Source organism: Streptomyces sp. NBC_00377 (genome assembly GCF_036075115.1).
Classification (GTDB): Bacteria; Actinomycetota; Actinomycetes; order Streptomycetales; family Streptomycetaceae; genus Streptomyces.
In genome coordinates this window covers 8,583,289-8,607,151 of record NZ_CP107958.1, presented here as the reverse complement: position 1 = coordinate 8,607,151, position 23,863 = coordinate 8,583,289, and the positions used below count along the sequence as shown (strand labels likewise).

Annotated in this window: 22 protein-coding genes and 2 pseudogenes; 20 read left to right on the top strand and 4 right to left on the bottom strand. The window is 71.7% G+C overall.

What is annotated here, in order from left to right; genetic code table 11:
• Nucleotides 1-116 precede the first annotated feature (116 nt).
• Nucleotides 117-569 (bottom strand): flavodoxin family protein, encoded by a 453-nt coding sequence (locus OHS71_RS38275; protein ID WP_328483912.1) that lies wholly within the window; start codon nt 567-569, stop codon nt 117-119.
• 333 nt (nt 570-902) lie between these two features.
• Between OHS71_RS38275 and OHS71_RS38270 the strand changes: the two genes are divergently transcribed.
• The 7 genes and pseudogenes from OHS71_RS38270 (at nt 903) to OHS71_RS38240 (ending at nt 10,418) form a co-directional block, all read left to right on the top strand.
• Complete coding sequence (locus OHS71_RS38270) at nt 903-1,490, top strand: hypothetical protein (RefSeq protein ID WP_328483911.1); 588 nt, start codon at nt 903-905, stop codon at nt 1,488-1,490.
• A gap of 166 nt (nt 1,491-1,656) precedes the next feature.
• Nucleotides 1,657-2,799: a LacI family DNA-binding transcriptional regulator gene (locus OHS71_RS38265; RefSeq protein WP_328483910.1), complete on the top strand. Its 1,143-nt coding sequence runs from the start codon at nt 1,657-1,659 to the stop codon at nt 2,797-2,799.
• 313 nt (nt 2,800-3,112) lie between these two features.
• Nucleotides 3,113-4,510 carry an ABC transporter substrate-binding protein gene (locus tag OHS71_RS38260; protein ID WP_328483909.1) on the top strand — a complete coding sequence of 466 codons (1,398 nt, stop codon included), beginning with the start codon at nt 3,113-3,115 and terminating at the stop codon, nt 4,508-4,510.
• A gap of 46 nt (nt 4,511-4,556) precedes the next feature.
• Nucleotides 4,557-5,381 carry a carbohydrate ABC transporter permease gene (locus tag OHS71_RS38255; protein ID WP_328484779.1) on the top strand — a complete coding sequence of 275 codons (825 nt, stop codon included), beginning with the start codon at nt 4,557-4,559 and terminating at the stop codon, nt 5,379-5,381.
• Complete coding sequence (locus OHS71_RS38250; RefSeq protein ID WP_443047133.1) at nt 5,378-6,307, top strand: carbohydrate ABC transporter permease; 930 nt, start codon at nt 5,378-5,380, stop codon at nt 6,305-6,307. The genes OHS71_RS38255 and OHS71_RS38250 overlap by 4 nt, the downstream gene beginning before the upstream one ends.
• A gap of 108 nt (nt 6,308-6,415) precedes the next feature.
• Nucleotides 6,416-8,551, top strand: coding sequence for a beta-galactosidase (locus tag OHS71_RS38245; protein ID WP_328483908.1), 2,136 nt, complete (start codon nt 6,416-6,418; stop codon nt 8,549-8,551).
• Between the two features lie 62 nt (nt 8,552-8,613).
• A pseudogene (locus tag OHS71_RS38240) lies at nt 8,614-10,418 on the top strand (RICIN domain-containing protein).
• 65 nt (nt 10,419-10,483) lie between these two features.
• Here OHS71_RS38240 and OHS71_RS38235 read toward each other — a convergent pair.
• Nucleotides 10,484-11,383 (bottom strand): alpha/beta hydrolase, encoded by a 900-nt coding sequence (locus OHS71_RS38235; protein ID WP_328483907.1) that lies wholly within the window; start codon nt 11,381-11,383, stop codon nt 10,484-10,486.
• Between the two features lie 412 nt (nt 11,384-11,795).
• Between OHS71_RS38235 and OHS71_RS38230 the strand changes: the two genes are divergently transcribed.
• Both OHS71_RS38230 and OHS71_RS38225 read left to right on the top strand, forming a co-directional pair.
• The gene (locus OHS71_RS38230; protein ID WP_028806388.1) at nt 11,796-12,170 is read left to right on the top strand and encodes a hypothetical protein; all 375 of its coding nucleotides are present in this window, start codon (nt 11,796-11,798) and stop codon (nt 12,168-12,170) included.
• Between the two features lie 156 nt (nt 12,171-12,326).
• The gene (locus tag OHS71_RS38225) at nt 12,327-12,740 is read left to right on the top strand and encodes an ArsR/SmtB family transcription factor (protein ID WP_328483906.1); all 414 of its coding nucleotides are present in this window, start codon (nt 12,327-12,329) and stop codon (nt 12,738-12,740) included.
• 159 nt (nt 12,741-12,899) lie between these two features.
• On the opposite strand, the gene OHS71_RS38220 is transcribed toward OHS71_RS38225, so the two are convergent.
• The gene (locus tag OHS71_RS38220; RefSeq protein WP_328483905.1) at nt 12,900-13,136 is read right to left on the bottom strand and encodes a hypothetical protein; all 237 of its coding nucleotides are present in this window, start codon (nt 13,134-13,136) and stop codon (nt 12,900-12,902) included.
• 236 nt (nt 13,137-13,372) lie between these two features.
• Here OHS71_RS38220 and OHS71_RS38215 point away from each other — a divergent pair, with 236 nt between their 5' ends.
• The 8 genes from OHS71_RS38215 (at nt 13,373) to OHS71_RS38180 (ending at nt 20,285) form a co-directional block, all read left to right on the top strand.
• The gene (locus OHS71_RS38215; protein WP_328483904.1) at nt 13,373-13,840 is read left to right on the top strand and encodes a hypothetical protein; all 468 of its coding nucleotides are present in this window, start codon (nt 13,373-13,375) and stop codon (nt 13,838-13,840) included.
• A 116-nt stretch (nt 13,841-13,956) separates the two neighbouring features.
• Nucleotides 13,957-14,553, top strand: a complete 597-nt coding sequence (locus tag OHS71_RS38210; protein WP_328483903.1) for an HD domain-containing protein — start codon at nt 13,957-13,959, stop codon at nt 14,551-14,553.
• A gap of 362 nt (nt 14,554-14,915) precedes the next feature.
• Entirely contained in the window at nt 14,916-16,442 is a 1,527-nt protein-coding gene (locus OHS71_RS38205) for an ATP-binding protein (protein ID WP_328483902.1), read from the top strand.
• Nucleotides 16,439-16,861, top strand: a complete 423-nt coding sequence (locus OHS71_RS38200) for a roadblock/LC7 domain-containing protein (protein ID WP_328483901.1) — start codon at nt 16,439-16,441, stop codon at nt 16,859-16,861. Before OHS71_RS38205 ends, OHS71_RS38200 begins: the two co-directional genes overlap by 4 nt.
• Nucleotides 16,858-17,223: a DUF742 domain-containing protein gene (locus OHS71_RS38195; RefSeq protein WP_328483900.1), complete on the top strand. Its 366-nt coding sequence runs from the start codon at nt 16,858-16,860 to the stop codon at nt 17,221-17,223. The genes OHS71_RS38200 and OHS71_RS38195 overlap by 4 nt, the downstream gene beginning before the upstream one ends.
• Nucleotides 17,192-17,818: a GTP-binding protein gene (locus OHS71_RS38190; RefSeq protein ID WP_328483899.1), complete on the top strand. Its 627-nt coding sequence runs from the start codon at nt 17,192-17,194 to the stop codon at nt 17,816-17,818. Before OHS71_RS38195 ends, OHS71_RS38190 begins: the two co-directional genes overlap by 32 nt.
• Complete coding sequence (locus OHS71_RS38185) at nt 17,815-19,059, top strand: cytochrome P450 (protein WP_328483898.1); 1,245 nt, start codon at nt 17,815-17,817, stop codon at nt 19,057-19,059. The genes OHS71_RS38190 and OHS71_RS38185 overlap by 4 nt, the downstream gene beginning before the upstream one ends.
• Before the next feature lie 2 nt (nt 19,060-19,061).
• Entirely contained in the window at nt 19,062-20,285 is a 1,224-nt protein-coding gene (locus OHS71_RS38180; RefSeq protein WP_443047188.1) for a cytochrome P450 family protein, read from the top strand.
• Between the two features lie 115 nt (nt 20,286-20,400).
• Here the strand turns inward: OHS71_RS38180 and OHS71_RS38175 are convergent.
• Nucleotides 20,401-20,757: pseudogene (locus OHS71_RS38175) on the bottom strand (helix-turn-helix domain-containing protein); the annotation flags it as partial.
• 221 nt (nt 20,758-20,978) lie between these two features.
• Here OHS71_RS38175 and OHS71_RS38170 point away from each other — a divergent pair.
• The 3 genes from OHS71_RS38170 to OHS71_RS38160 all read left to right on the top strand — a co-directional run bounded on the left by OHS71_RS38170 (nt 20,979) and on the right by OHS71_RS38160 (nt 23,859).
• A complete protein-coding gene (locus tag OHS71_RS38170) occupies nt 20,979-21,599 on the top strand; it encodes an L-threonylcarbamoyladenylate synthase (RefSeq protein WP_328483896.1) in 621 nt (206 codons plus the stop codon).
• A 133-nt stretch (nt 21,600-21,732) separates the two neighbouring features.
• Nucleotides 21,733-22,488, top strand: a complete 756-nt coding sequence (locus OHS71_RS38165) for a dienelactone hydrolase family protein (RefSeq protein WP_328483895.1) — start codon at nt 21,733-21,735, stop codon at nt 22,486-22,488.
• A gap of 111 nt (nt 22,489-22,599) precedes the next feature.
• A complete protein-coding gene (locus tag OHS71_RS38160) occupies nt 22,600-23,859 on the top strand; it encodes a glycoside hydrolase family 64 protein (RefSeq protein WP_328484777.1) in 1,260 nt (419 codons plus the stop codon).
• The last annotated feature ends 4 nt before the right edge of the window (nt 23,860-23,863 follow it).

Here is a 23,863-nt window from a genome sequence, read left to right as displayed (position 1 = left end):
CCTCCGGCGCGACGGCCGAGGGTGTCGGACGCGCGCTCGACGGGGCGCGCGTGCCCGGATCCGGCGGCCACCGGTCACCGGTCACCGACGTACGGCGATACCGTCGTGCCCGCCCTTCAGCCCATCAGCCCCGCAGCGACCGTCGCCCCCAGCTCCCAGCACGCCGCCACGTCCGCCTTGCCGGGTTCCCCGGTGACCCCGACCGGCTCGGCCGCGCGCCGCCAGCCCAGGCCGGTGGTGACGGTCTCGACGGCGCGTACCGCGCCGGTGAGGTCGTTGCCGCCGTGCACGTAGTAGCCGAAGGGCCGGCCGCGGGTGGTGTCGAGGCACGGATAGTAGATCTGGTCGAAGAAATGCTTGAGCGCGCCGGACATGTAGCCCAGGTTGGCCGGGGTGCCCAGCAGGTAGGCGTCGGCGGCCAGGACGTCGGAGGCGGTCGCGGCGAGGGCGGCCCGCCGCTCGACGCGGACGCCCTCGATCTCCGGCGCCGTCGCGCCCGAGACGACCGCTTCGAACAGCGCCTGGCAGTGCGGCGAGGGGGTGTGATGGACGATCAGCAAGGTGGCCACGGCAGGAAACCCTGCCCGCTCCCCCGGCCCGGCCGCAAGCGACGACGCGACCGGACCGGGAACCCGGCCGCCGGCCGGGACACAGGGACGGTCGGCGGTCGGCGGTCGGCGGTCGGCGGTCGGCGGTCGGCGGTCGGCGGTCGGCGGTCGGCGGTCGGCGGTCGGCGGAGTGTTTCAGGGCGCCTGGCGAGGCGGCGGGTGCGGCCCGGGGGTGGTGGGGGTGGCGGCGAGGGCGCAGGCCTCCCCGGCCGCGCGGAGCCGGTGCCGGGACCCACGGCATGACACCCTGAGATGACGGGTACTCAGGGGCTCACGGCAGGCAGGGAGGACGAGGTGCTCACTCGGAGTTCGGTGATGGTGTGCGCGGCCGCGGCGCTGGCGCTGGCGGGGTGCTCCGCCGGGGACGGGGACGACGGAAAGACGGCGGAGCCGACGGACGAGACCGTCGTCTCGGTGACCGTGCCCGACACCCCGCCGACGTCCGCCTCACCCCCTCGCCCGACCGCCCCGTCCGCCTCGCCCTCCGCCTCCCCCTCGGCGCCGTTCCCGGCGTCGGCGAGTCCGACCCCGGTGCCCGTCACCGGCCCGAACCAGAAGCTGGTGACCATGACGGTGACCGGCGGTTTCGCCGGCGTGAACCGACTGGTGGCCCTGCGGGGCGACGGCACGGTCCGGACCAGCGACGGAGGCGAATCGGCGGTGCGCCGCACCACCGCCGCCCAGTTCACGACGCTGCGGACGCTGCTCGGGGATCCGGCCCTGGCCGATGTCCCCGCCTTCTCGGTGAACGCGGGGGCGGCCGACATGTTCCGGTACACGCTCCAGTTCGGCGGCCGGACGGTGACGACGGACCGCTCCACCGAGGAGCCCGCGCTCGACCGCCTCATCGCCGCCCTCGAGAAGTGGCTGCCGTCGAGCTGAGCCCCCGGGCCCCCCGGCGCCTCTCCACCGTCCGACGTGACGGATGCGGTCCCACCTCTTGACGGCCGCCTTATGACTGCGTAGACATGTCACCGCAGACATGACTGCGCAGTCATGCGAGGACGTCTGGCAGTATCGTTCGGACGTGCGGCCACCGGGAGACACCATGACGCGAGGAACAGGGCGGGGCGGTAACACCGCCGCGCCGCGCAGCGTGGACGTGGCCCGCCTGGCCGGCGTCTCGCAGAAGACGGTCTCGCGGGTCTTCAACGACGAGCAGTACGTCTCCGCCGACGTACGCCGGCGCGTCCTCGAAGCCGCCGAACAGCTCGGATACCGGCGCAACAACGCCGCCCGGGCGCTGGCCTCCGGACGCACCCGCTCCATCGGCGTGGTGACGCTGGGCACGGCCCTGTACGGCCCCGCCTCCCTGCTCATGGGAGTCGAGCGCGCCCTGCGGGACACCGGATACGCGCTCCGCGTGGTCAACACGATGGAAGGTGACCCGGCGGGCATCGCCGGCGCGGTGGACTCGCTCCTCGACCAGGGCGTGGACGGCATCGTCATCTCGGAGCCGATCGACGAACAGGGAGCCGACGGCGAGGTCTCCGTCCGCGTGGACGTGCCGGTCCTGGTCCTCGGCGCACCGTCCTCGGTCGCCGCGCCCACGGTACTGACCGCGGGTGACGGAGCCGACCTGATGGCCCGCATCGCCACGGAACACCTCCTGGCGCTCGGCCACATGACGGTCCATCACCTCGCCGGACCACGGCGCTGGTACGCCGCACGGGACCGGCTGGAAGGCTGGCGGACCACGCTGGCCGCCCACGGCAGGGAGGTGCCGCCGGTCGTCGAGGGCGACTGGTCCGCCGCGTCCGGCTACGCCGCAGGCCGACAACTGGCCGCGGACCCCGCCGTCACCGCCGTGTTCGCCGCCAACGACGACATGGCGATCGGTCTGATCCGCGCGCTGACGGAGGCGGGCCGGCGCGTGCCGCAGGACGTGAGCGTCGTCGGCTTCGACGACGTTCCGGTCGCCGCCTATGTGACTCCTCCGCTGACCACGGTGCCGCAGCCGTTCGACGCCGTGGCGCAGGAGGGACTGAAACGTCTGGTGCACGCCATCGAGAATCCGGACGTGACCCCGTTGCCGGCGAGCGACCCACCGGTCGACCTCGTCGTCCGGTCCTCGACCGCGCCCCCGCCGAACCGGACGACCCCGGATCGCGGGCAGCGCACCGCCGCCCCGGTCCTCGGCGCCGCGCCCCCCGCGCCGCACGCGAACGGAGGCCGACCGACACCGCACTGAACAGCCCGGCCGGACCCGCCGACCGACCGACCGCCCTCATGGCCGCGCGCGTGACCCGAAGACGAGCCGCTGTACCGTCCGCGCCCCTCGCCACCGTCCCGGAGCCGCCCCGGACCGCCGCTGACCGTGGCAGGCCCTGAATCGGGTCTCCGACCTTCGTACCTCCCTTCGCGATCCCCTTCCCGGCCCCGGCCGCACCGGCGAACCAGCTTCGGCGCTCGCCCACGCCTTCCTCCACCACGCCTTCCTCCACCATGCCTTCGCACGCCCTCGTCAGGCGTGCCGTGACCATCGCCCCCGGCGGGAGTTCACCATGTCTCAGCACACGTTCATGTCCCTGTCCGGCCGCTCCTCGATGAGCCGTCGGCTGTTCCTCACCACGACGGGCGCCCTGTCGCTCGGCGCCGCCCTCACCGCCTGCGGGGGCAGCGACTCCGGCGGTTCGTCCGCGTCGTCCAAGCCGGTCGGCCAGGCCGACATCGACAAGGCGATGAAGACACCGACCGAACTGACCTTCTGGACCTGGGTCCCGAACATCGACAAGGAGGTCGCGCTCTTCGAGAAGAAGTACCCGGCCATCAAGGTCAAGGTGGTCAACGCCGGTCAGGGGACCCCTCAGTACACCAAGCTGCGGACGGCGCTGAAGGCCGGCAGCGGCGCCCCGGACATGGTGCAGATCGAGTACCAGGCCATCCCCACCTTCACCATCACCGACAGCCTGCTCGACCTGCGCCCCTACGGCGCCTCCGCGCTCAGGTCCACCTTCGTGGACTGGACCTGGGGCCAGGTCAGCGGCACCAAGGGCGAAGTCTGGGCGATCCCGCAGGACACCGGCCCGATGGGCATGCTGTACCGGCAGGACATCTTCGACGAGCACGGCATAGACGTGCCCAAGACCTGGGACGAGTTCGCCGCGGCGGCGCGCAAGCTCCACAAGGCCGACCCGGACGTCTACCTCACCAATCTCGCGGCCAACCAGGTCGCCGCCTGGCACGGCCTGTTGTGGCAGGCAGGCGCCAAGCCGTACGTCACCTCGGGCAAGAGCGACATCACCATCAGCGTCGACGACGCGGTGTCCCGGAAGCTCGGCACCTTCTGGGGCGGCCTCGCGAAGGAGGGCGTCATCGGCGTCGAACCCGACTTCACCGACTCCTGGTACGCGGCCCTCAACAAGGGCAAGTACGCCACCTGGATCACCGCCGCCTGGGGGCCCGTGTTCCTCTCCGGCTCCGCCAAGGCCACCGCGGGCAAATGGCGGGCGGCGCCGCTGCCGCAGTGGGACGCCGCGAAGCCCAGCTCCGGCAACTGGGGCGGTTCCACCACCGCAGTCATCCGCTCCACGAAGAACCCGATCGCGGCGGCGATGTTCGCTCAGTTCCTCAACACCGACCCCGCCAGCGCGAAGATGTTCGCCACCGAGCAGTTCTTCTTCCCGGCGACCAAGGCCCTGCTCTCGGACACCGAGTTCGTCTCCGACGCCCCCTCGTTCTACGGCGGCCAGAAGGTCAACCAGGTGTTCGCCGACATCAGCTCCACGGTCAACTCCTCTTTCCAGTGGCCCCCGTTCCTCGACCAGGCGGCGACCGACTGGACCGAGACGGTCGGCAAGTCCTTCGCCGACAAGTCCGACACCCTCCGCGCGCTCGGCACCTGGCAGTCACGGCTCACGTCGTACGCCAAGAACCAGGGCTTCACCGTCAAGGGGAGTTGAGGTGAGCCGTCAACGGGCGGCGGGGCCGCTGTTCGTCGCACCGTTCATGGTGCTGTTCCTGCTGCTCTTTCTCGCCCCCCTCGGCTACGCCGCCTATCTCAGCCTGTTCCAGGAACGCCTCATCGGCGGGACGGCGTTCGTCGGGCTCGACAACTACGCCCAGGCCCTCGGCGATCCGCAGTTCCTGCACGGCATCGGACGCGTCGCGCTGTTCTTCGTGATCCAGGTCCCGCTGATGCTGCTGCTGGCGCTGGTGTTCGCCCTGGCTCTCGACAGCGGACTGCTCCGGCTGGCCCGGGTCATCCGCCTGGGCATCTTCGTCCCGTACGCCGTCCCGAGCGTGGTCGCCGCGCTCATGTGGGGCTATCTGTACGGGCCGGACTTCGGCCCCTTCGCCCAGCTCAGCCGCGACCTCAGCCTGCCCGTCCCGGACTTCCTCAGCAACGGCTGGATGCTCGGCAGCCTGGCGAACATCGTGACCTGGGAGTTCGTCGGCTACAACATGATCATCCTGTACGCGGCCCTGCGCACCGTTCCCGAGGAGCTGTACGAGGCGGCCGCGATGGACGGGGCCGGCGCCTGGCGGATCGCCTGGTCCATCAAGCTGCCGGCCCTGCGCCCGGCGCTGATGCTCACGCTGCTGTTCTCGGTGATCGGCAGCTTCCAGCTGTTCAACGAGCCGAAGCTGCTGATGACCATCGCCCCGGACGTGATCAGCAGCTCCTACACCGCCAACCTCTACGCCTACACGCTCGCGTTCACCGGCCAGCAGGTCAACTACGCGGCCACGGTGTCCTTCCTCCTCGGCCTCGTCATCGTGATCGCCTCCTACGCCGTCCTGCTCACCGCGAACCGCAGGAGGACCGCGTGACGACCACGACCCCGACGACCACGAGCACCGAGCCGGTGCGCCCGGCCTCCGCCGCTCCCCCGGGAAAGCGTCCGCGGGCCCGGCGCAGCACCCCGCTGACGATCGCCATGCTGGCCGTGCTGGCGTACTTCCTGCTGCCGCTGTGCTGGCTGCTGATCGCCTCCACCAAGAGCACCCAGGACCTGTTCAACACCTTCGGCCTGTGGTTCTCGCACGCCCCGCAGCTGTCGGCCAACGTCAGGGCCACCTTCACCCAGGACGACGGGGTCTTCGTCCACTGGCTGCTCAACACGGTCATGTACGCGGGAGTCAGCGCGGTCGGAGCCGCGCTGCTCGCCGCCGCCGGCGGGTACGGCTTCGCCAAGTTCCGCTTCCGCGGCGACCGGGCCGCCTTCAACCTGGTGCTCGGCGCGGTCATGGTCCCGACCACCGCGCTGGCCATCCCGACCTATCTGCTCTTCGCCAAGGCAGGCCTGGTCAACACCCCTTGGGCGGTCGTCCTGCCCTCCCTGGTCAACCCCTTCGGCCTCTACCTCATGCGGATCTACGCACAGGACGCCGTCCCGGACAGCCTCCTGGAGGCCGCCCGCATCGACGGGGCCGGGGAGGCCCGGATCTTCTTCCGGATCGTCCTGCGGCTGCTGGGTCCCGGTCTGGTGACGGTCCTGCTGTTCACGCTGGTGGCGACCTGGAACAACTACTTCCTGCCGCTGATCATGCTGAACGACCCGGATCTGTATCCCGTCACCGTCGGCCTGTCCTCGTGGGCCGCGCAGGCGCAGAACGGCGGGGCGGGCTCGAGCAGCGACATGCTCGCACTGGTCGTGACCGGCTCGCTCATCTCGATCGTCCCGCTCGTGGTGGCCTTCCTGCTGCTCCAGCGCTACTGGCAGAGCGGCCTGGCCACCGGCGGCGTCAAACAGTGACCCCCTCCTGACCCCCTCCTGACCCCCTCCTGACCCCCTCCTGCCCCCTTCCCCTCTGCGGCCCCTTTCCGGCGCCCTCGCCCCCTCGTCATCCCGGAGGTTTCCTTCATGGCGGCTCTGCCTGCCCGCGTCCTCTTCGGCGCCGCGTACTACCACGAGTACCGGCCCCCGTACGGCACCGAACGGCCCGAGGAGCGCCTCAAGACCGACCTGGACCTGATGGCCGACGCGCATGTCAGCGTCATCCGGGTCGGCGAGTCGGTGTGGTCCACCTGGGAGCCGGAGAACGGACGGTTCGACCTCGACTGGCTCCAGCCGGTGCTGGACGGCGCCCACGAACGCGGCATCTCCGTCGTCCTCGGCACACCGACGTACGCCGTCCCACCGTGGCTGGCCCGGCAGTACCCGGAGATCACGGGCGAGCGGCGGACCGGTGAGCGCATCGGCTGGGGCGCCCGTCAGGAGGTCGACTTCACCCACCCCGCCTTCCGCTTCCACGCCGAGCGGGTGATCCGTAAGATCGTCGCCCGCTACGCCGGGCACCCCGCGGTCATCGGCTTCCAGGTCGACAACGAACCGGGCCTGGAACTGTTCCACAACCACGGCGTCTTCCAGCGCTTCGTGGACCATCTGCGCGAGACGTACGGCGATGTCGAGACGCTCAACCGCGAGTGGGGCCTCGTCTACTGGTCGCACCGCCTCTCCACCTGGGCCGACCTATGGACCCCGGACGGCAACGCGCAGCCCCAGTACGACGTCGCCTGGCGGGCGTTCCAGGCCCGCCAGGTCACCGAGTTCATCGGCTGGCAGGCCGACCTCGTGCGCGAGTACGCCGACCCCGAGCAGTTCGTCACGACCTGCATCTCCTACACCCGCCCCGCGGTGGAGGACGACGAACTGACCGATGCGCTCGACATCACCTCCGGCAACCCCTACTACGGCATGCAGGACGATCTGCTGCTGCCCGATCCCACGCCCGACGACCACCAGCAGATCTGGAAGACGACCGGCGTCTGGGCGCTGTACCAGACCGCGGACTGGATGTTCTCCTCCCGTCAGGAGCCCTTCCTCGTCACCGAGACGAACGCCGGCTCCATCGGCTTCCCGTGGGACAACCGCCCCGCCTACGACGGCCAGTGGCGCCAGGCAGCCTGGGCGCTCGTTGCGCGCGGCGCCCGCATGATCGAGTACTGGCACTGGAACACCCTGCACTTCGGCGCGGAGACGTACTGGGGCGGCGTCCTCCCCCACACCGGGCAGCCCGGCCGCACGTACGCCGAACTCGCGCGGCTGGGCGGAGAGTTCGAGGCGGCAGGCGGGCTGGTCGCCGGGCTCGAACCGGACGCCGACATCACGATGGTGTACTCCACTCCGGCCAAGTGGCTGATGCAGAAGTACCCGCCGCTCGCCAGGCCGGACGGCGAACCGGATCCGGCCGCCTACCACCGCTTCTTCGACCCCTTCTACCGGGGCGCGTTCGAGGCGGGCCGGCAGGTGCGCATCGTGCACGCCCGGCAGCTGCACGACCCGCACGCGGACCGGGAGGGGCCGACGCCCGAGGAGGCGGTCCGCCGCCACCCCGTGCTCGTCGTACCGGCGCTGTACCTCGCGGCCGACTCGACGCTCGACTGGCTCGCGGCCTACGCCGAGGCCGGGGGCCACCTCGTCCTCGGCCCCCGCACCGGCTACGCCGACCACGAGGGCCGGGCCCGGCACGAAGCGGCCCCCGGCCGGCTGACCGACGTCGCAGGCGTCCGCTACGACGAGTTCAGCAACCTCGTCGGCGAGGTCCCCGTGCGGTCGGCGCCCGGGGGTCCGCTCGACCTCCCCGAGGGTGCGACGGCGACCCGCTGGGCCGACGGACTGACCGTCACCGACGCCGAGGTGCTCGTCGCCTACGACCACCCGCACTTCGGGCGCTGGCCCGCGGTCACCAGCCGGCGGCACGGCGCGGGCCGGGTCACGTACGTGGGCACCGCGCCGGGGCGCGATCTCGCCAGGGCGCTGGCCGAATGGCTGACGCCGGCCGCGCGTCACGCCTGGCGGGACCTGCCGGTCTCCGTCACCGCGACGACCGCCACCGCGCCCGACGGCCGCCGCGTGCACATCGTCCACAACTGGAGCTGGGAGCCGACCGGCGTCGCCGTCCCGGTGGACCTCTCCGACGTCCTGAGCGGCGCCGCGGTCCCCGCGGGCGCCGTACTGGACCTCGGTCCCTGGGACGTACGCGTCCTCGTCGCCTGACCCACCCCCACCCCCACCGACATCGACATCGACATCGACATGGCTGTCCCCGAGGAGGGGCTATGCGGAGCAGAAGAGTGAGCCGGACGCTGGGAACCGTCGCCGCGGCGTCGGCGATGCTGGCGATACCCATGGTCAGCGCGCAGGCGTACAACCCGACGGGCGGGACCCTGTACCAGCTCGGGAACGAGCCGTGCCTCAAGGGCCGGGGCAACTGCGCGGTCTACCCGAAGTCGGCGCAGCTGCCGGGCGGACGTCTGGTGGCCTCGTTCGAGAAGTCCACCGTCGTGTCCGCGACGGGCAGCGCCGACGGGCAGACCCTGCCGGTCTACAAGAGCGACGACGACGGCACGTCCTGGCAGCCGCTGTCCGAGGTCAAGGCTCCGGCGTACTTGTCCGGCGACCCCCGGTACGCGAAGTACACGAGCAACTGGACCAACCCGTACCTGTACGTCCTTCCGGAGAAGGTCGGCGACCTCGCGAAGGGCACGCTGCTCCTGGCGAGTGTCGTGTCGGGGGACGACTACTACTACAAGGAACACAAGGCGGCCGACCCCGCCTGGACGCCGAACAACGACGGGGACCGCAAGGATCTGGCGATCGCCCTGTACTCCAGCGCCGACGAGGGGAAGACCTGGCAGGTCGTCAACGTCATCGCCACCGGCGGCTGGCAGGGCGGCAGCGCGGGCGCGGTCGGTCAGAACATCGCCGGGGCCAACACCGCCAAGCAGGTCGATCCCCTCTGGGAGCCGTACCTGATGGTCTACAGGAACAAGCTCGTCGCCTACTACTCCGACGAGAACGACTACACGGGCTTCGATCCGGTCACCGGTGTCCCGACGCCCGACCCCGCCAACGACACGGCCACGGACTCGCACGGTCAGATCCTCGTGCACAGGACCTGGAACGGGAAGAGCAGGAACTGGAGCGCTCCCGTCGTCGACGTCGCCGGCTCGGACCAGGACATGGGGGGCGGGAAGAAGGAGATCGGCGGCGGCAGGCCGGGCATGACGAACGTCGTGCGGACGGCGGACGGACGGTGGCTGCTCACGTTCGAGTACTGGGGCGGGGGCGCCACCACCAGGTACGTGCTCGCGGACGACCCGCTGACGTTCTTCCGCGGCTCCGCCACGGGCATGGCCGTCACCTCACTGCCGGTCGTGGCCGGCTCCCGGCCGCTCGCGACCGGCGGCAGTCCGGTGATCATCGCGCTTCCCGACGGACGCCTGGTCTACAACGCGGCCGGCAGCGGTGACGTCTGGGTCAACGACAGCGGGCGCAGCGACGGCGTGTGGAAGGAGTACCAGACCACCTCGCCGGCCGGCTACAGCCGCAACCTCCAGTACGTCGACGGGACCGGACGGGTCGCGATCCTCAACAACCAGGGCACCTCCACGATCGCCCATGCCGAGGTCGATCTGGGCGGCTCGGCGGGCGCCTACTACCGGCTGGTGAACCGCAGGACCGGCCAGGTGATCGGCACCGGCAACAGGACCAACGACGCCAACCTCGGCAACGCGGACGTGCCCGAGTGGTCATGGAGGACTCCGGTGCGGCGGCGATCACGGACACCCAGTACTGGCACGTGACGACCGAGCCGAACGGAGGCGTGACCCTGCTGAACAAGTCGGGCGGACGTGCGGCGGCCGTCTGGACCGGCAACGCCACGGCCGGTCAGAAGATCGGGCAGTGGGTCGACGACAGCGCCACCGGAAGCTGGAACCTCGTGAAGACCGCCGACGGGTTCTACCGGTTCCAGTCCGTCAAGAACACCGGCCTGTACCTGACCGGTGCGTCCGCCGGAGCGCAGCTCACTCTGCACAGCGCGCTCACGGACGGCTCACAGGACTGGAACCTCGTGCGGTAGAGCCCGGCAGGCTCCGGTCCCGCGCGGGCGCCCGTCGGCGCCCGGAGGCTCGGAGCCGGGCGGTGTCAGGCGTCCAGTGCGGTGCGCAGGCTGGAGGCCATCAGTGCGATGGCCTCCTTCCCGGCCTGCACCGGGCCGACGTGCGTGAAGTAGTGGTCGACGCCCTCGAAGACACGGTGCGTGACCGGGACGCCCGCGGCCTCCAGGGCCTTGGCGTAGGCGTCCCCCTCGTCGCGCAGACGGTCGTTCTCGGCGGTGATGACCAGGGCGGGCGGCAGTCCTTCGAGGTCGTCGGCCAGCCCGGGCGAGACGAGCGGATCGGCTCGCCCGGCCGGGTCCGGAACGTAGGCATCGGTGAAGACCCGCATGAGGTACGGGGTGAGCAGCGGCTTGGCTGTGCGGGACAGCTTGTCGGCGGGATCGGAGACCATGTCGAAGGGGCCGGAGTCGAGAATCTGCAGGCGCGGGGTGAAGGTGCCGCGGTCGCGGGCCGTGCGGCAGACCGCGGCGGTCAGGTTGGCTCCCGCGCTGTGTCCGCCCACGGCGAGCCGGGAGCCGTCCCAGCCGCCCGTGCCGCCGTTCGCGGCGACCCACGCGGTGACGTCGTAGGCCTGGGTGACGGCGGCGGGGTACGGCCGCTGAGGGGAGACGGCGTAATCCACGTTGACCACGACGCAGCCGGCCGTGGCGGCTATGCGGCGGCACAGGTGGTCGTCCTGCTCGGGGCGCCCGACGATGAAACCCCCGCCGTGGAAGTTGACGTACACGGGGGCGGGCGGGTCGGTGGTGGCCGCTGCTGACGGGCGGTAGACGGTGCAGGTCACCGGCCCGGCGCCGGTCTCCACCCGAAGGGTTTCGGCATGCCTGGGGACGTCGGTGAACCGGAGGTCCTTGTGCACACGGGCCATCATGCCGCCGAGCAGCAGCTGGATGGCCCTGGCCTGGAATCTGGGGCTGAGGGGCATGGTCGGTCCCGTCCGTCTGACAAAGCGGAATCAACAGGATTCCTGATGGTTGGGGGTCATCCTGCACCGCGCCGGGCAGGGTGCGCCACTCCTTGTGCAGCACCTCGTCGCGCCGGAGCGCGCGCACCGAAGCCCGGGGACGGGCCGGGGGCGGGCCGAGGGCATGGCGGAGACGGGGCGGGAGACGGACGAGGTGACGGCACGGGAGACGCGATCACGCGTTCGCCCATCCGCCACCGATCCGCTCAATTCCCCTCCCTGTACGGGCAGATGAGGGCAGGGATCTTGCTGTTCCGAAGCTTCTCGGGCCAGTCCCGAAGCGCGTCGCCCCGTAGGGGGACGGGCTCCGTACGTTCGTGGAACCAGCGGGGCCGGAGGAGCCCGGGCCCGCGCGAGCGGCAGGAGAAGCGCCGTGGCGAATCTGGAGATCTCGATGAAGGAGACGATGACCGCGATCGAGGGGGCGGTGGGGGTCGCCGTCGTGGACTACACCAGCGGCATGGCACTCGGCACGCTCGGCGGGGGCAAGGACCTCGACCTGAACGTCGCCGCGGCCGGCAACACCGATGTGATCCGCGCCAAGGTCCGCACCATGGAACACCTCGGCCTCAAGGGCGAGATCGAGGACATCCTGATCACGCTCGCGAGTCAGTACCACCTCATCCGGCTGCTGAAGGGCCGGGGCGGCAGCGGTCTGTTCCTCTACCTCGTCCTGGACCGCGGCCGGTCGAACCTGGCCATGGCCCGCCACCAGCTCAAGCGGATCGAGGCCGAACTCGAGGTGTAGAGAACCGGACGGCGCGCGGCTTCGCACACCCTCGAATTGAAGATTTCTTCATCTCGACACATCCAGATCAACGCATCACACGGGTGTGCGGAGCCCGCAGCCACCAGGATCGTGAGGCAGCACGCACCGTCCGCGGCAGGGAGCGAGCGATCGACCATGCAGGTTCCCCTCTACCAGGCCAAGGCCGAGTTCTTCCGCATGCTCGGGCACCCGGTTCGCATCAGGGTCCTCGAACTGCTCCAGGGCGGCCCCGTCGCCGTACGGGACCTGCTCGCCGAGATCGAGATCGAACCGTCCAGCCTGTCCCAGCAGCTGGCGGTGTTGCGCCGCTCCGGGATCGTGGTGTCGATCCGGGAGGGCTCCACGGTCAGCTACGCGCTCGCGGGCGGTGACGTGGCCGAGCTGCTGCGGGCCGCCCGCCGCATCCTCACCGAACTCCTCGCGGGGCAGAACGAGTTGCTGGCGGAGTTGCGCCAGGCCGATCCGCCGTTGCCGTTGCCGCGGGTGACGCCCGACGGGCGGGCCAGGGACAGCGTGAGCGGCCTCCGGTTTCCTTCGGGTGCGTCCTGAGGTTCGGCGCACACGTACGGACACCGACCACGCACCCCGGGCTCCGGCGCGGCCACCGCAGGGTCCGGCCGGCGTCGCGGGATCCCGGCGCCGCCCCGGACGCGCGCGAGCCCGGACGACGCGACCGTCCCACGTCGTCCGGGCCCCGGGCGGCAGGCGTCAGCCGCCGTCCAGCCGACTGCGCAACAGCGCCTTGCCGAGTCCGGCGCCCTTGCGGCTGTCGGCCTGCGCCTTGCGGAACAGGTCCGCGACCTCGGCGTCCCCGGCCCTGTCGGCGTCCTGGATGTAGGTCTCCAGACGCAGCGCGTTCTCCAGGCACGCTTCCACGTACCAGATCAGGTTGTAGTCCTTGTCCCGTGTGCCGGTCACATGCCCGGTCTCCGTGCCAGTGGCCATGCGGGCCTCCTCCCAGCGTGTGCTCTCGGTGATCCTCGTGCGCCGGGTACCCCTCACCCCCGGGGGCAACCACCTGCGGCAGGCGCACGGGATCCGCTCCGAACACGGGCTCGGAGCTCGAACGAAACACACCAAAACGCCAGGGTCCGCCACCCCTTCCGCCATGTAGAAATATCTACCAGCATGCATATGCCCGATCGGCATGCGGCCGGGGGCGGACGTCACACGGAGCCGACATGAGCGATGCGATGTGGATGCGCGGCGTGGAGTGGCTCGCCGCCGCCGCGACGGACCCGCGGCTGTGCAAGCGGGAATGGGACCAGGGCGAGGGGATCGCCCTGCTGGAGGCGGGCCGATACTGGGACGTGCTCAGCGTGCCCGACCGGCTCGGCCTGCTCACGCTGGACCTGCTGTGGCAGGCCGCGCGCCCCTCACCCGGACCCACGCTCGTGGACACCGCGGCGCACCGGGTGGGCTTCTTCCTGCCGCCCGATCCCGGCAGCCGGTGGATCGGCGCGGGGCTGCGACGCGCGAGCCGGGGGTCCTGGGTGGCGATCCCGCCGCCGTACCGGGCCGCACGGTCCCTGGAATGGCTGGTCCCGCCGGACGGAACCGGCGCGCTGCACGCGCCCGTCACCCTGGAGCTGGCACTGCGCCAGGCCAACGGCACACTCGCGGTGCTGACCCCGATGTGCGGTCGCTAGTGCCGCATCAGGCAATGTTCGCCCTGCTACGGTCACCGCCGGGGGGTACGCCCTGCGTGGCGCCCGGCCGGCTGTGCCGGGGCAGATCGCTTGTGGGTGGGAAGTACGCTGCCGGAGTGATCCTTCCGACGGTGAACGAGGTACGCGCGCTGCACGAGCGGTACGCGCCATCGCATGAGGCGCTGGACCTCGTCTTCACCCACTGCGAAATCGTCTGCGGCATCGCCGAACAGCTTGTGGCACAGACAGACCTCCCCCTCGACGCCGACCTGGTCCGTGTTGGCGCCCTGCTCCACGACATCGGCGTGTACCGGCTGTACGACCGGGCCGGTCGGCTCGATCACCGCAACTACATCCGCCATGGCGTCCTCGGCCACGAGATCCTCCAGGAGGAGGGCTTCCCGGAGCGCCTGCGCCGCTTCTGCTCCTGCCACACGGGAGTTGGTCTTACCCGGCACGACATCCGCGAACGGAAGCTCGCCATACCCGAGGCCGACTACCTGGCCGAGACCGTCGAAGAGCAACTGGTCATGTACGCGGACAAGTTCCACAGCAAGACGACACCTCCTACGTTCCTCACCGCCGACTCCTATGCCGCGCACGTGGAGAAGTTCGGCGCGGACAAGGTCCACGCATTCGACCTTCTGCGTGCCCGGTTCGGCGAACCCGACCTGACCTCAGCCAGGGCGCGATACGGCCACGCGCAGGCTTGAGGTCGGCAGCGCCGTGTCAGACAGGTCCGTGCCAGGGCCCCGGGGAGGCCCGGCGGCGTTCGTCCCCGTTCTCAGGGCCGCCCCGTGCGACCGCAAGGCAGCCGGACCGGCCCTCGCCTCGTCCGCTCTCACGTGGTCGACGGCTGCCGCGGGCGCGTCCAACTCACCTTCCGCCTGCGGCAATTCCGACAGTCGACGCAGAAGCGAACAGATACCGGGCACTTCGAGAGGCAAGTCTCGCTCAACCGTGCGGGATCGATCAATGACGGTGTGTACTGTGCAACGAGTGCCCGTCCATACGCGTCGGGCCACCCCTGCTCCGAGTTCGGAGACGACGGCCGACCTTCCCTGGAACCGAATCGATGATCGAACTACCGGACCTGGTGGCCGGCGGCCTGGCCGCCGGCACACTGTCCGCGCTCGCTCTGGGCGGAAGCCTGCTGCGACTACGGCGGCAGCAGACCCGGCAGCAGGCCGAGATCGCCGCATTGCGCACCCAACTCGACGGGTCCGCACGAGCGTTCACCGCGGAGGTCGAGCATCTGGCCGACCGGCGCGTGCCGGCCGCAGCCCGCCAGGTGGCCCATCCGCACCTGCCCGAACCGGGCCCGCTCCAGCCACTCACCGCAGGCACCCCGCTGGGCACCGCCCTGGAGAACGTGGTGCTGGCCCTCCAGTCCGAGGTGGCCGACCAGCGCGCCCGGGTCGACGCGGCCGCACAGGCCGGGATGCGAGGCGCGACCCGGGAGATCCAGGCGGCCCTGTACCGGCTCCAGGACGCGCTGCGCGGACTGCAACAGCGCTACGACGAACCCGAGTTGGCGCAGACCCTGTTCCGGCTGGACCATGAGAACGAGCAGTCGCTGCGCCGCGCGCAGGTCACCGCCGTGGTGTGCGGGGCATGGGTCGGGCTGGCGCGCGAGGAGTCCCACCTGGTGGACGCTGTGACCGGCGGCCAGGCCAGGCTGGCCGGCTACCACCGGGTCCAGGTCCACAACCACCTCGAGGCCGGTACAGCCCTGGTCTCGCACGCCGTCGAGCCGGTGGCCATCATCGTCGCCGAGCTGCTCGACAACGCGCTCAGGCACTCCGCCCCGGACACCGACGTGGTGGTGAGCCTGGAGCACGTCCACCACGGTGTGTGCGTCACCGTCGACGACGCCGGACTCGGTATGACGCGGGACGAACGCGACCGCGCCCAGCGGCTGGTGGCGGGCGACGACCTCATCCTGCTGACCGACCTGGGCGATCCGCCGCGTATGGGACTGGCCGCCGTCGGCCGTCTCACCAGGCAGTTCGACCTGAGTGTCGATCTCTCCTCGACCTCGCCGTACGGCGGGGTGCGCGCGGTGCTGCGCGTCGGCAGTCATCTGCTCAGCCACCTGGATCCGGCCGACCGGCCGCCGGCCGCGAGCGCGCCCCGCACGACCCGCAGGGCCGGGGCGCACCGTCCCGTCCCCTCTCACGGGTACGGGACGGAGGCCGAAGCACCCGAGGCGGCACCGGGCCATCACGAGCCCTCGGACACCGACGGCCTGCCACAGCGCCGTCGCCGCGGCCGGGCCGCCGTACCGTCGCAGAGCCCGGCGGCAGGATCGGCGGAGCGCCCGGCGCGCCGCCCGGAGGAGGCCGCGGCCGCACTCGGCGCGCTCCAGTCCGGCACGGCGGCGGCCCGCGCCGCCGCCGCGGACACCCGGCCCGGGGACAGCGGGCTCAGGGACAGCCAGGCCGGCGGCCACCGGAACACCACGGGCGCCGCGCCGGACCCGTCCGACCGCACCGGCATGACCGACGACACCGACCGGGCCGGGCGCACCGGCCGTACGCAAGACACCGACCAGGCCGGGCACGCCGGCCGGACCGACAACGAGGGGGGAGCGGCGACATGACCAGCCGCAACACGGGCGACACGGCATGGGTGCTGGAACCGATCCTGCAGGTGCCGCACGTGCTCGCCGCCGTCATGCTGACCCGGGACGGACTCGTGACGGGCTACACCGACGCCCTGTCACAGCCGTCGGCCGAGCGGGTGGCCGCCATCACCAGCACGGTGCAGGGAGCCTGCCGGACGGCGGCGGCCGCGTTCGCCGACCGGGAGCGGGCCGACGTACGCCAGATCGTCATCGAGTCCGACCTCGGCTACGTGCTGATCGTGCCGACCGACCACGGCACCTGCGTGGCCGCGTACGGCGACGGCGAGACACGGCTGGACCTGCTGGCTCACCGGGTGCACTCCCAGGTGGCGCGGCTGGGCGAGAAGGCCATGACGGCCGCGTCCCGAGGAGCCGACGACACCGCTTCCCGGTGACCCGGCGTCCGGCCGGCCGGCCCCTCGTCCCCGCGTATCTGTCGACCGGCGGGGTGGCCCGTCCCAGCCGGCCCCATCTGGAGCGGCTGACGGTGCTGGCCCGCAGCGAGGAGCCGCCGCCGGCCGGCCTGCCCGCCGCCGAGCTCGCCCTGCTCGACACCCTGGAGAGCGGCTCGCTCGCGGTGGTGGAGGCGGCCGCGCTGCTCAGGCTGCCGGTCTCCGCGGTGCGTGTGCTGGCGGCCGACCTGGTCGACCGGGACCTGGTGGTCTCCCGCGCGCCGATCCCGCCCGCCGAACGGTTCGACCCCGACCTGCTGAGGAGAGTGGCCGATGGTCTCCGCGCCCTCAAACACCGCGCCTAGCGCCGGCGCGCCCGGCGCCGTGCACCGGCCCGATTCCGCCCGCGACCTGGTGAAGATCCTGGTCGCCGGGCCGTTCGGGGTGGGCAAGACGACCCTGATCGGCTCGGTGTCCGAGATCCGGCCGCTGCACACCGAGGAGCACCTCTCCGAGGCGTCCGCCGGGGTGGACGACCTGGCCGGGGTGCGGGAGAAGTCGACGACGACCGTCGCGATCGACTTCGGGCGGCTCAGCCTGGCCGGGGACGTCGTGCTGTACCTGTTCGGCACACCTGGGCAGGAGCGCTTCCGGGGCCTGTGGGACGACATCGCCTACGGGGCACTCGGCGCGCTCGTCCTCGTCGACAGCCGCCGCCTCGACGCGTCCTTCGACGTGCTGGGGCTGGTGGAGGAGAGCGGACTGCCGTACGCGGTGGCCTTCAACGCCTTTCCCGACGCGCCCCGCCACCACGGTGAGGAGCAGCTGCGCCGGGCACTGGACCTGGAGCCCGGGACGCCGATGGTGACGTGCGACGCGCGCGACCCCGACTCCTCGATCGACGCGCTGCTGGCGCTCGTCGACCATCTCATCGCACGCGACGCCATGGAGGCCCGGTGACCGTCCACCCGCCGGACCGCCACGACTTCACGCGCTCCGTGCCGGTACGCCTGTGGGACGAGGCCTTCGCGGCCGATCCGCACCGCCACTACCGGGCGCTGCGGGCACAAGGGCCGGTCGGGTGGGGCGAGTTGGCGCCCGGCGTACCGGCATACGTGGTCACCGACCGGCGTGCCGCCCTTGATGTGCTGCACGACGAGGAGACGTTCTCGCACGACCCGCGCGCGTGGGAGGCGACCGTCCCCGCCGACTCGCCGGTGCTCGGCATGATGCGGTGGCGCCCCAACGCCCTGTTCTCCGACGGCGCCGCGCACATCCGCTACCGCGGCACCCTGATCGACGTCTTCGACCTGGTGGAACCGCACGACCTGCGGGGCCGGGTGCACCGGGCGGTGCGGCTGCTGGCGGGCCGGATCGGGCCGAGGGGCGGGGCCGACCTGGTCGGCGACTTCGCCGAGCCGCTGATGGCGCTGGTGTTCAACGACCTGTTCGGCCTGCCCGAGAGTCAGGGCGACCGGCTGCACTCGGGTGTGGGCAAGATGATGGAGGGCGGCGAACGCGCGGCCGCGGGCGAGGCGGAGTACGCGCAGTACGTGCTGGACCTCATCGCCGCCAAGGCCGAGCGGCGGGGCGACGACCTGCCCAGCCGGCTCCTCGACCACCCGGCCGGGCTGACCCGGGAGGAGGTCACCTGGCAGGTGTTTCTCACCCTCGGCGCCGGATACGGGCCGACCGCGAACCTGCTGTCCAACACGCTGTCGAGGATCCTGGGCAACCCGCTCTACTACTCCACCCTCACCAGCGGCGCCCGGCCCGTGATGGACGCGGTGGTGGAGGTGCTGCACCACGAGACGCCGCTGGCGAACTACGGCATCTACTACGTCCGCAGGCCGGTGGCCTTCCACGGGGTGTGGCTGCGCGAGGCGGTGCCGGTGGTCGTGTCGTACGGGGCACTCGGGTTCCTCGCCGAGCGGGAGGCCACCGGCGGCCGGCATCCCCACGACGCCTCGCACCTGTCGTGGGGGGCGGGAGCGCACGCCTGCCCGGCGAAACAGCACACGCTGCTGCTCGTCACCGAGGCGATCGAGCGGCTCACCCAGTGGCTGCCCGACCTCGAGCCCCTCGTCCCGCGCGACCGGCTGACCTGGCGGCCGGGCCCGTTCCACCGTTCACTGACCGCGCTGCCCGTCCGCTTCAGCCCCCGCTCCCCCGCCTCCGAGCCCTCAGGAGTCCGTTCGTGACCGTGACCGACCGCGACCGCATCGTCCTCGACCCGTTCGGCGCCGACGTGCACGCCGAGAGCGCCCGGTTACGCGCGCTCGGCCCGCTCGTGCCGGTGGAGCTGCCCGGCGGCATTCCGGCCTGGGCGCCCACGGGCTACGACACGCTCAAGGCGCTGATCCTGGACCCTCGGGTCAGCAAGGACCCGCGGCGGCACTGGCGGCAGTGGGCGGAACTGGGCGAGCACCCCTCCTGGGGCTGGATCCTGGGCTGGATCGGCGTGATCAACATGCTGTCCACCTACGGCACCGACCACGCCCGGCTGCGCCGGCTGGTGGCGCCGAGTTTCACCCACCGGCGCACCGAGGCGATGCGCGCGCGGGTGGAGGCGATCACCTCGGAGCTGCTGGACGCGCTGGACGAGGGCGGTGACGCGGTCGATCTCAAGGCCACGTTCGCCCACCCGCTGCCGCTGCGGATCGTCTGCGAGCTGTTCGGTGTGCCGCAGGACATGCGGGAGGCGCACGTCCGGCTCGTCGCGGACATCATGGACACCACCGATCCGTCGCCCGAGCACACCGTGCGCGTGCAGGAGCAGATCGGCTCGGTGCTGGGCGGGCTCATCGCGTACAAGAGCGAGCACCCCGGCGACGACATGACGACCGAGCTGATCCGCGTCCGGGACGAGGAGGGTGACCGGCTCGGCGACGAGGAGCTGCTGTACACGCTGCTGCTGGTCATCGGCGCCGGTTTCGAGACGACCGTGAACCTCGTCGGGAACGCGGCGGTGGCGCTGCTGCGCCGGCCCGAGCAGCTGGCGGCCGTGCGGCGCGGCGAGATCGGCTGGGACGCCGTCGTCGACGAGACGCTGCGGCTGCACCCGCCGATCGCCGCGCTGCCGCTGCGGTTCGCCGTCGACGACATCACGGTGGGCGAGGTGACCATCCCGGCCGGGGACGCCATCATCACGACGTACGCCGCCGCGAACGCAGACCCGGCACGGTACGGCGCGGACGCGGACGTGTTCGACGCGGCGCGCGCGGCGGACGACCATCTGGCGTTCGGGATCGGTGTGCACCGGTGCATCGGGGCTCCCCTGGCCCGGATGGAGGCGCTGACGGCGCTGCCCGCGCTGTTCGACCGGTTCCCCGCGCTGAGGCTGGCCACCGGGGCCGGGGAGCTGCGGCAGGTGCCCTCGTTCATCGCGTGCGGCTGGCAGGAGATCCCGGTCGCCCTGCGGGGCTGACACCCGGGGGTGCGACCGGTCCCCCGTTCCGGTCGGACCCCGCGGCCTCTCGAAAATACGTGCCTGGTGAGCGGCTTGGGAATCGTGCCGGTGCCCGCTCACGGCGTCGCGGGACTCAGTCGTGCACAGGTGAGTCCGGATGGCCCGATTCCGCCCGGTGGGCCGGTCCGCGCAGGTCGGGCCTGCGCAGGTCGCCCGCCGCCACGTGGGCCGGGACGACCTCGTACAGGTCACTGCCGGCGGCGAGCAGCCGGCGTTCGAGGACGGGTTCGGCGCTGCGGACGTGTTCGCGGACGGTCTGGGCGTGCACACCGAGCAACTGGGCGGCGCGTTCGGCGTTGCCGCCGGCGCTGATCCAGGCGCGCAGCGTGCCGCGCAGGTCCCGGCCGTCGGAGTCGAGGCGGGCCGGCAGTTCCCGCGCCCGGACGCGCAGGGCCGGCCCGGTGAGCAGCTCGCCGAGCCGCGCGGCACGGCGGCCGGAACGTCCGCCCGCGGGCTCAGGGTGGGTCGGGACTCGGGCCGCCGCCCTGCGTCTTCCCGCCCGGTCGGCCCGCCCGGGCCGCCCGTCGGCACGGGATGCGCCACGGCCGGGGAGGCCCCGGTGACGGCACCGGGGCGGCCGGCCGTTCCCGCCGGCCGGCGGGCGGCGCTCCCGCGGAGCCCGCGACCGGCGGCACGGCATAAGCTCGGTGGATGGCCAAGTACTACGACGTGCACCCCGACAACCCCCAGCCGCGCACCATCTCCCAGGTCGCGGCCGCCATCCGGGCGGACGCGCTGATCGCGTACCCGACGGATTCCTGCTACGCGCTGGGCTGCCGGCTGGGCAGCAAGGACGGCATCGACCGGATCCGGGCCATCCGAGACCTGGACGACCGGCACCACTTCACCCTGGTGTGTCAGGACTTCGCGCAGCTCGGCCAGTTCGTACGGGTGGACAAGGACGTGTTCCGCGCGATCAAGGCGTCGACGCCGGGCAGTTACACCTTCATCCTCCCGGCGACGAAGGAGGTGCCGCGCATGCTCCAGCACCCGAAGAAGAAGACGGTGGGCGTGCGCATCCCGGACCACGTGGTCACCCAGGCCCTGCTCGCCGAACTCGGTGAACCGCTGCTGTCCAGCACCTTGCTGATGCCCGGCGAGGACGAGCCGATGACCCAGGGCTGGGAGATCAAGGACCGGCTCGATCACGTGGTGGACGGCGTACTCGACTCCGGGGAGTGCGGCACCGTGCCGACCACGGTCATCGACTTCTCCGAAGGCGAGGCGGAGATCGTGCGGCACGGGGCGGGCGACACCTCCCGGTTCGAGTAGGGGCTCTCCGGCGGCGACTGCGGGCCGGGGGTCCCGGCGGACGACCGATGGTGCGTGCAACGATGGTCGCTGCCCGCTCCCGCCGGGCCGGGCCGGTCGATCGCCGTCGCGCAGCACGCAGAGAGGCACCCCCATGACCTCCGTACAGGGAACCGACGTGGACATCTCCACCGAGGACGGCGTCGCCGACGCCTATCTCGCGCATCCCGGCGACGGGGCGCCCCGGCCGGGCGTGCTGCTCTACCAGGACGCCTTCGGACTCCGTCCGCATCTGCGGTCGATGGCCGACCGGCTCGCCGAAGCCGGATACACGGTGCTGGTTCCCAACCTGTTCTACCGTCACGGGCGGGCCCCCGTGATGGAGTTGCCCGAGTTCATCGATCCCGCCGCGCGCCCGGAGATCTTCGAGACCCTTTACCCGTTCGTGCTGGCCCTCACCCCCGAGCTGATCGTCCGGGACTCCGACGCGTACCTGCGGTGGATGCAGGAGAGCGCGCTGGTGGCGGACGGCCCGGTCGCGGTGACCGGATACTGCATGGGCGCCCGGCTCACCCTGCCGACCGCCGGCGCCCATCCGGACCGGGTCGCGGCGGTGGCCGGCTTCCACGGCAGCCGCCTCGTGACGGACGCGCCGGACAGTCCTCACCTGGCGGCCGGGCACATCACGGCCGAGGTGTACTTCGGCCACGCCGACAACGACCCGGGCCTGCCGCCCGAGCAGATAGAGCGCTTCGAGGAGGCCCTCGCCGCGGCGGGAGTCCGTCACACGTGCGAGGTGTACGCCGGTTCCGAGCACGGCTACACCCAGGCCGACACCTCCGCGTACGACGAGAAGGGCGCGGAGCGGCACTGGGCCGCGCTGCTCGACCTGCTGAAGCGGACCTTCTGAGCCGGGGACGCCTGAGGGCGCCCGTGGCACCGCGGGTGCCACGGGCGCCCCTTTTTCGTTCAACTTGTTGACATGAGCACACCCCGGTGCGACGTTGAGAGCGCTCTCAACATGGTACGGACCAACCCCACAGGCCTACCCGCACGGAGGTGGAGAGTGCTCAGGAGGACCAAGGTCGCACTGGCGCGCGGACGCGCACTCGGACTCGGACTCGCCGGAGCCGTCGCCCTCGTCGGCGGACTGCTCTCCCTCGGCCCACCGGCCGAGGCCGCCGTCCCCGACACCGTTCCACTGAAGATCACCAACAACTCGGGGCGAGGCGAAGCTCTCTACGTCTACGACCTCGGCACCCAGCTGTCGACGGGCCGGCAGGGCTGGGCGGACGCGACCGGCGCCTTCCACGCCTGGCCCGGTGGCGGCAACCCGCCCACCCCGGCGCCCGACGCCTCCATCGCGGGCCCGGCCGCCGGACAGTCCGCCACCATCCGGATCCCCAAGTTCTCGGGCCGGATCTACTTCTCCTACGGACGAAAGCTCGACTTCCGGCTGACCACCGGCGGGCTGGTGCAGCCGGCCGTGCAGAACCCGAGCGACCCCAACCGGAACATCCTGTTCAACTGGTCGGAGTACACGCTGAACGACTCCGGGCTGTGGCTGAACAGCACCCAGGTCGACATGTTCTCCGCGCCGTACGCGGTCGGCGTGCAGCGCGCCGACGGGAGCACCGTCAGCACCGGACATCTCAGAGCGGGCGGCTACAACGGCTTCTTCAACGCGCTGCGCGGACAGCCCGGCGGCTGGGCGAACCTCATCCAGACCCGTTCCGACGGCACCGTCCTGCGTGCCCTCTCCCCGCTGTACGGGGTGGAGACGGGCGCGCTCCCGGCCGACGTCATGGGCGACTACGTCGACCGCGTCTGGCAGAAGTACGCGACGGCCACGCTGACCGTCACCCCCTTCGCCGACCGGCCGGGCACGAAGTACTACGGCCGGGTCTCGGGCGGGGTCATGAACTTCACCAACGCCTCCGGAGCGGTCGTGACCAGCTTCCAGAAGCCGGACGCGGCCAGCATCTTCGGCTGCCACCGGCTGCTCGACGCGCCGAACGACGCGGTACGCGGACCGATCTCCCGCACCCTGTGCGCGGGCTTCAACCGCTCCACGCTGCTGGTCAACCCCGACCAGCCCGACACGACGCCGGCGGACTTCTACCGGGACGCCGTGACCAACCACTACGCCCGCAAGATCCACGCCCAGATGGCGGACGGGAAGGCGTACGCGTTCGCCTTCGACGACGTCGGACAGCAGGAGTCCCTCGTCCACGACGGCTCGCCGCGCCAGGCCTACCTGACGCTCGACCCGCTGAACTGAGCGG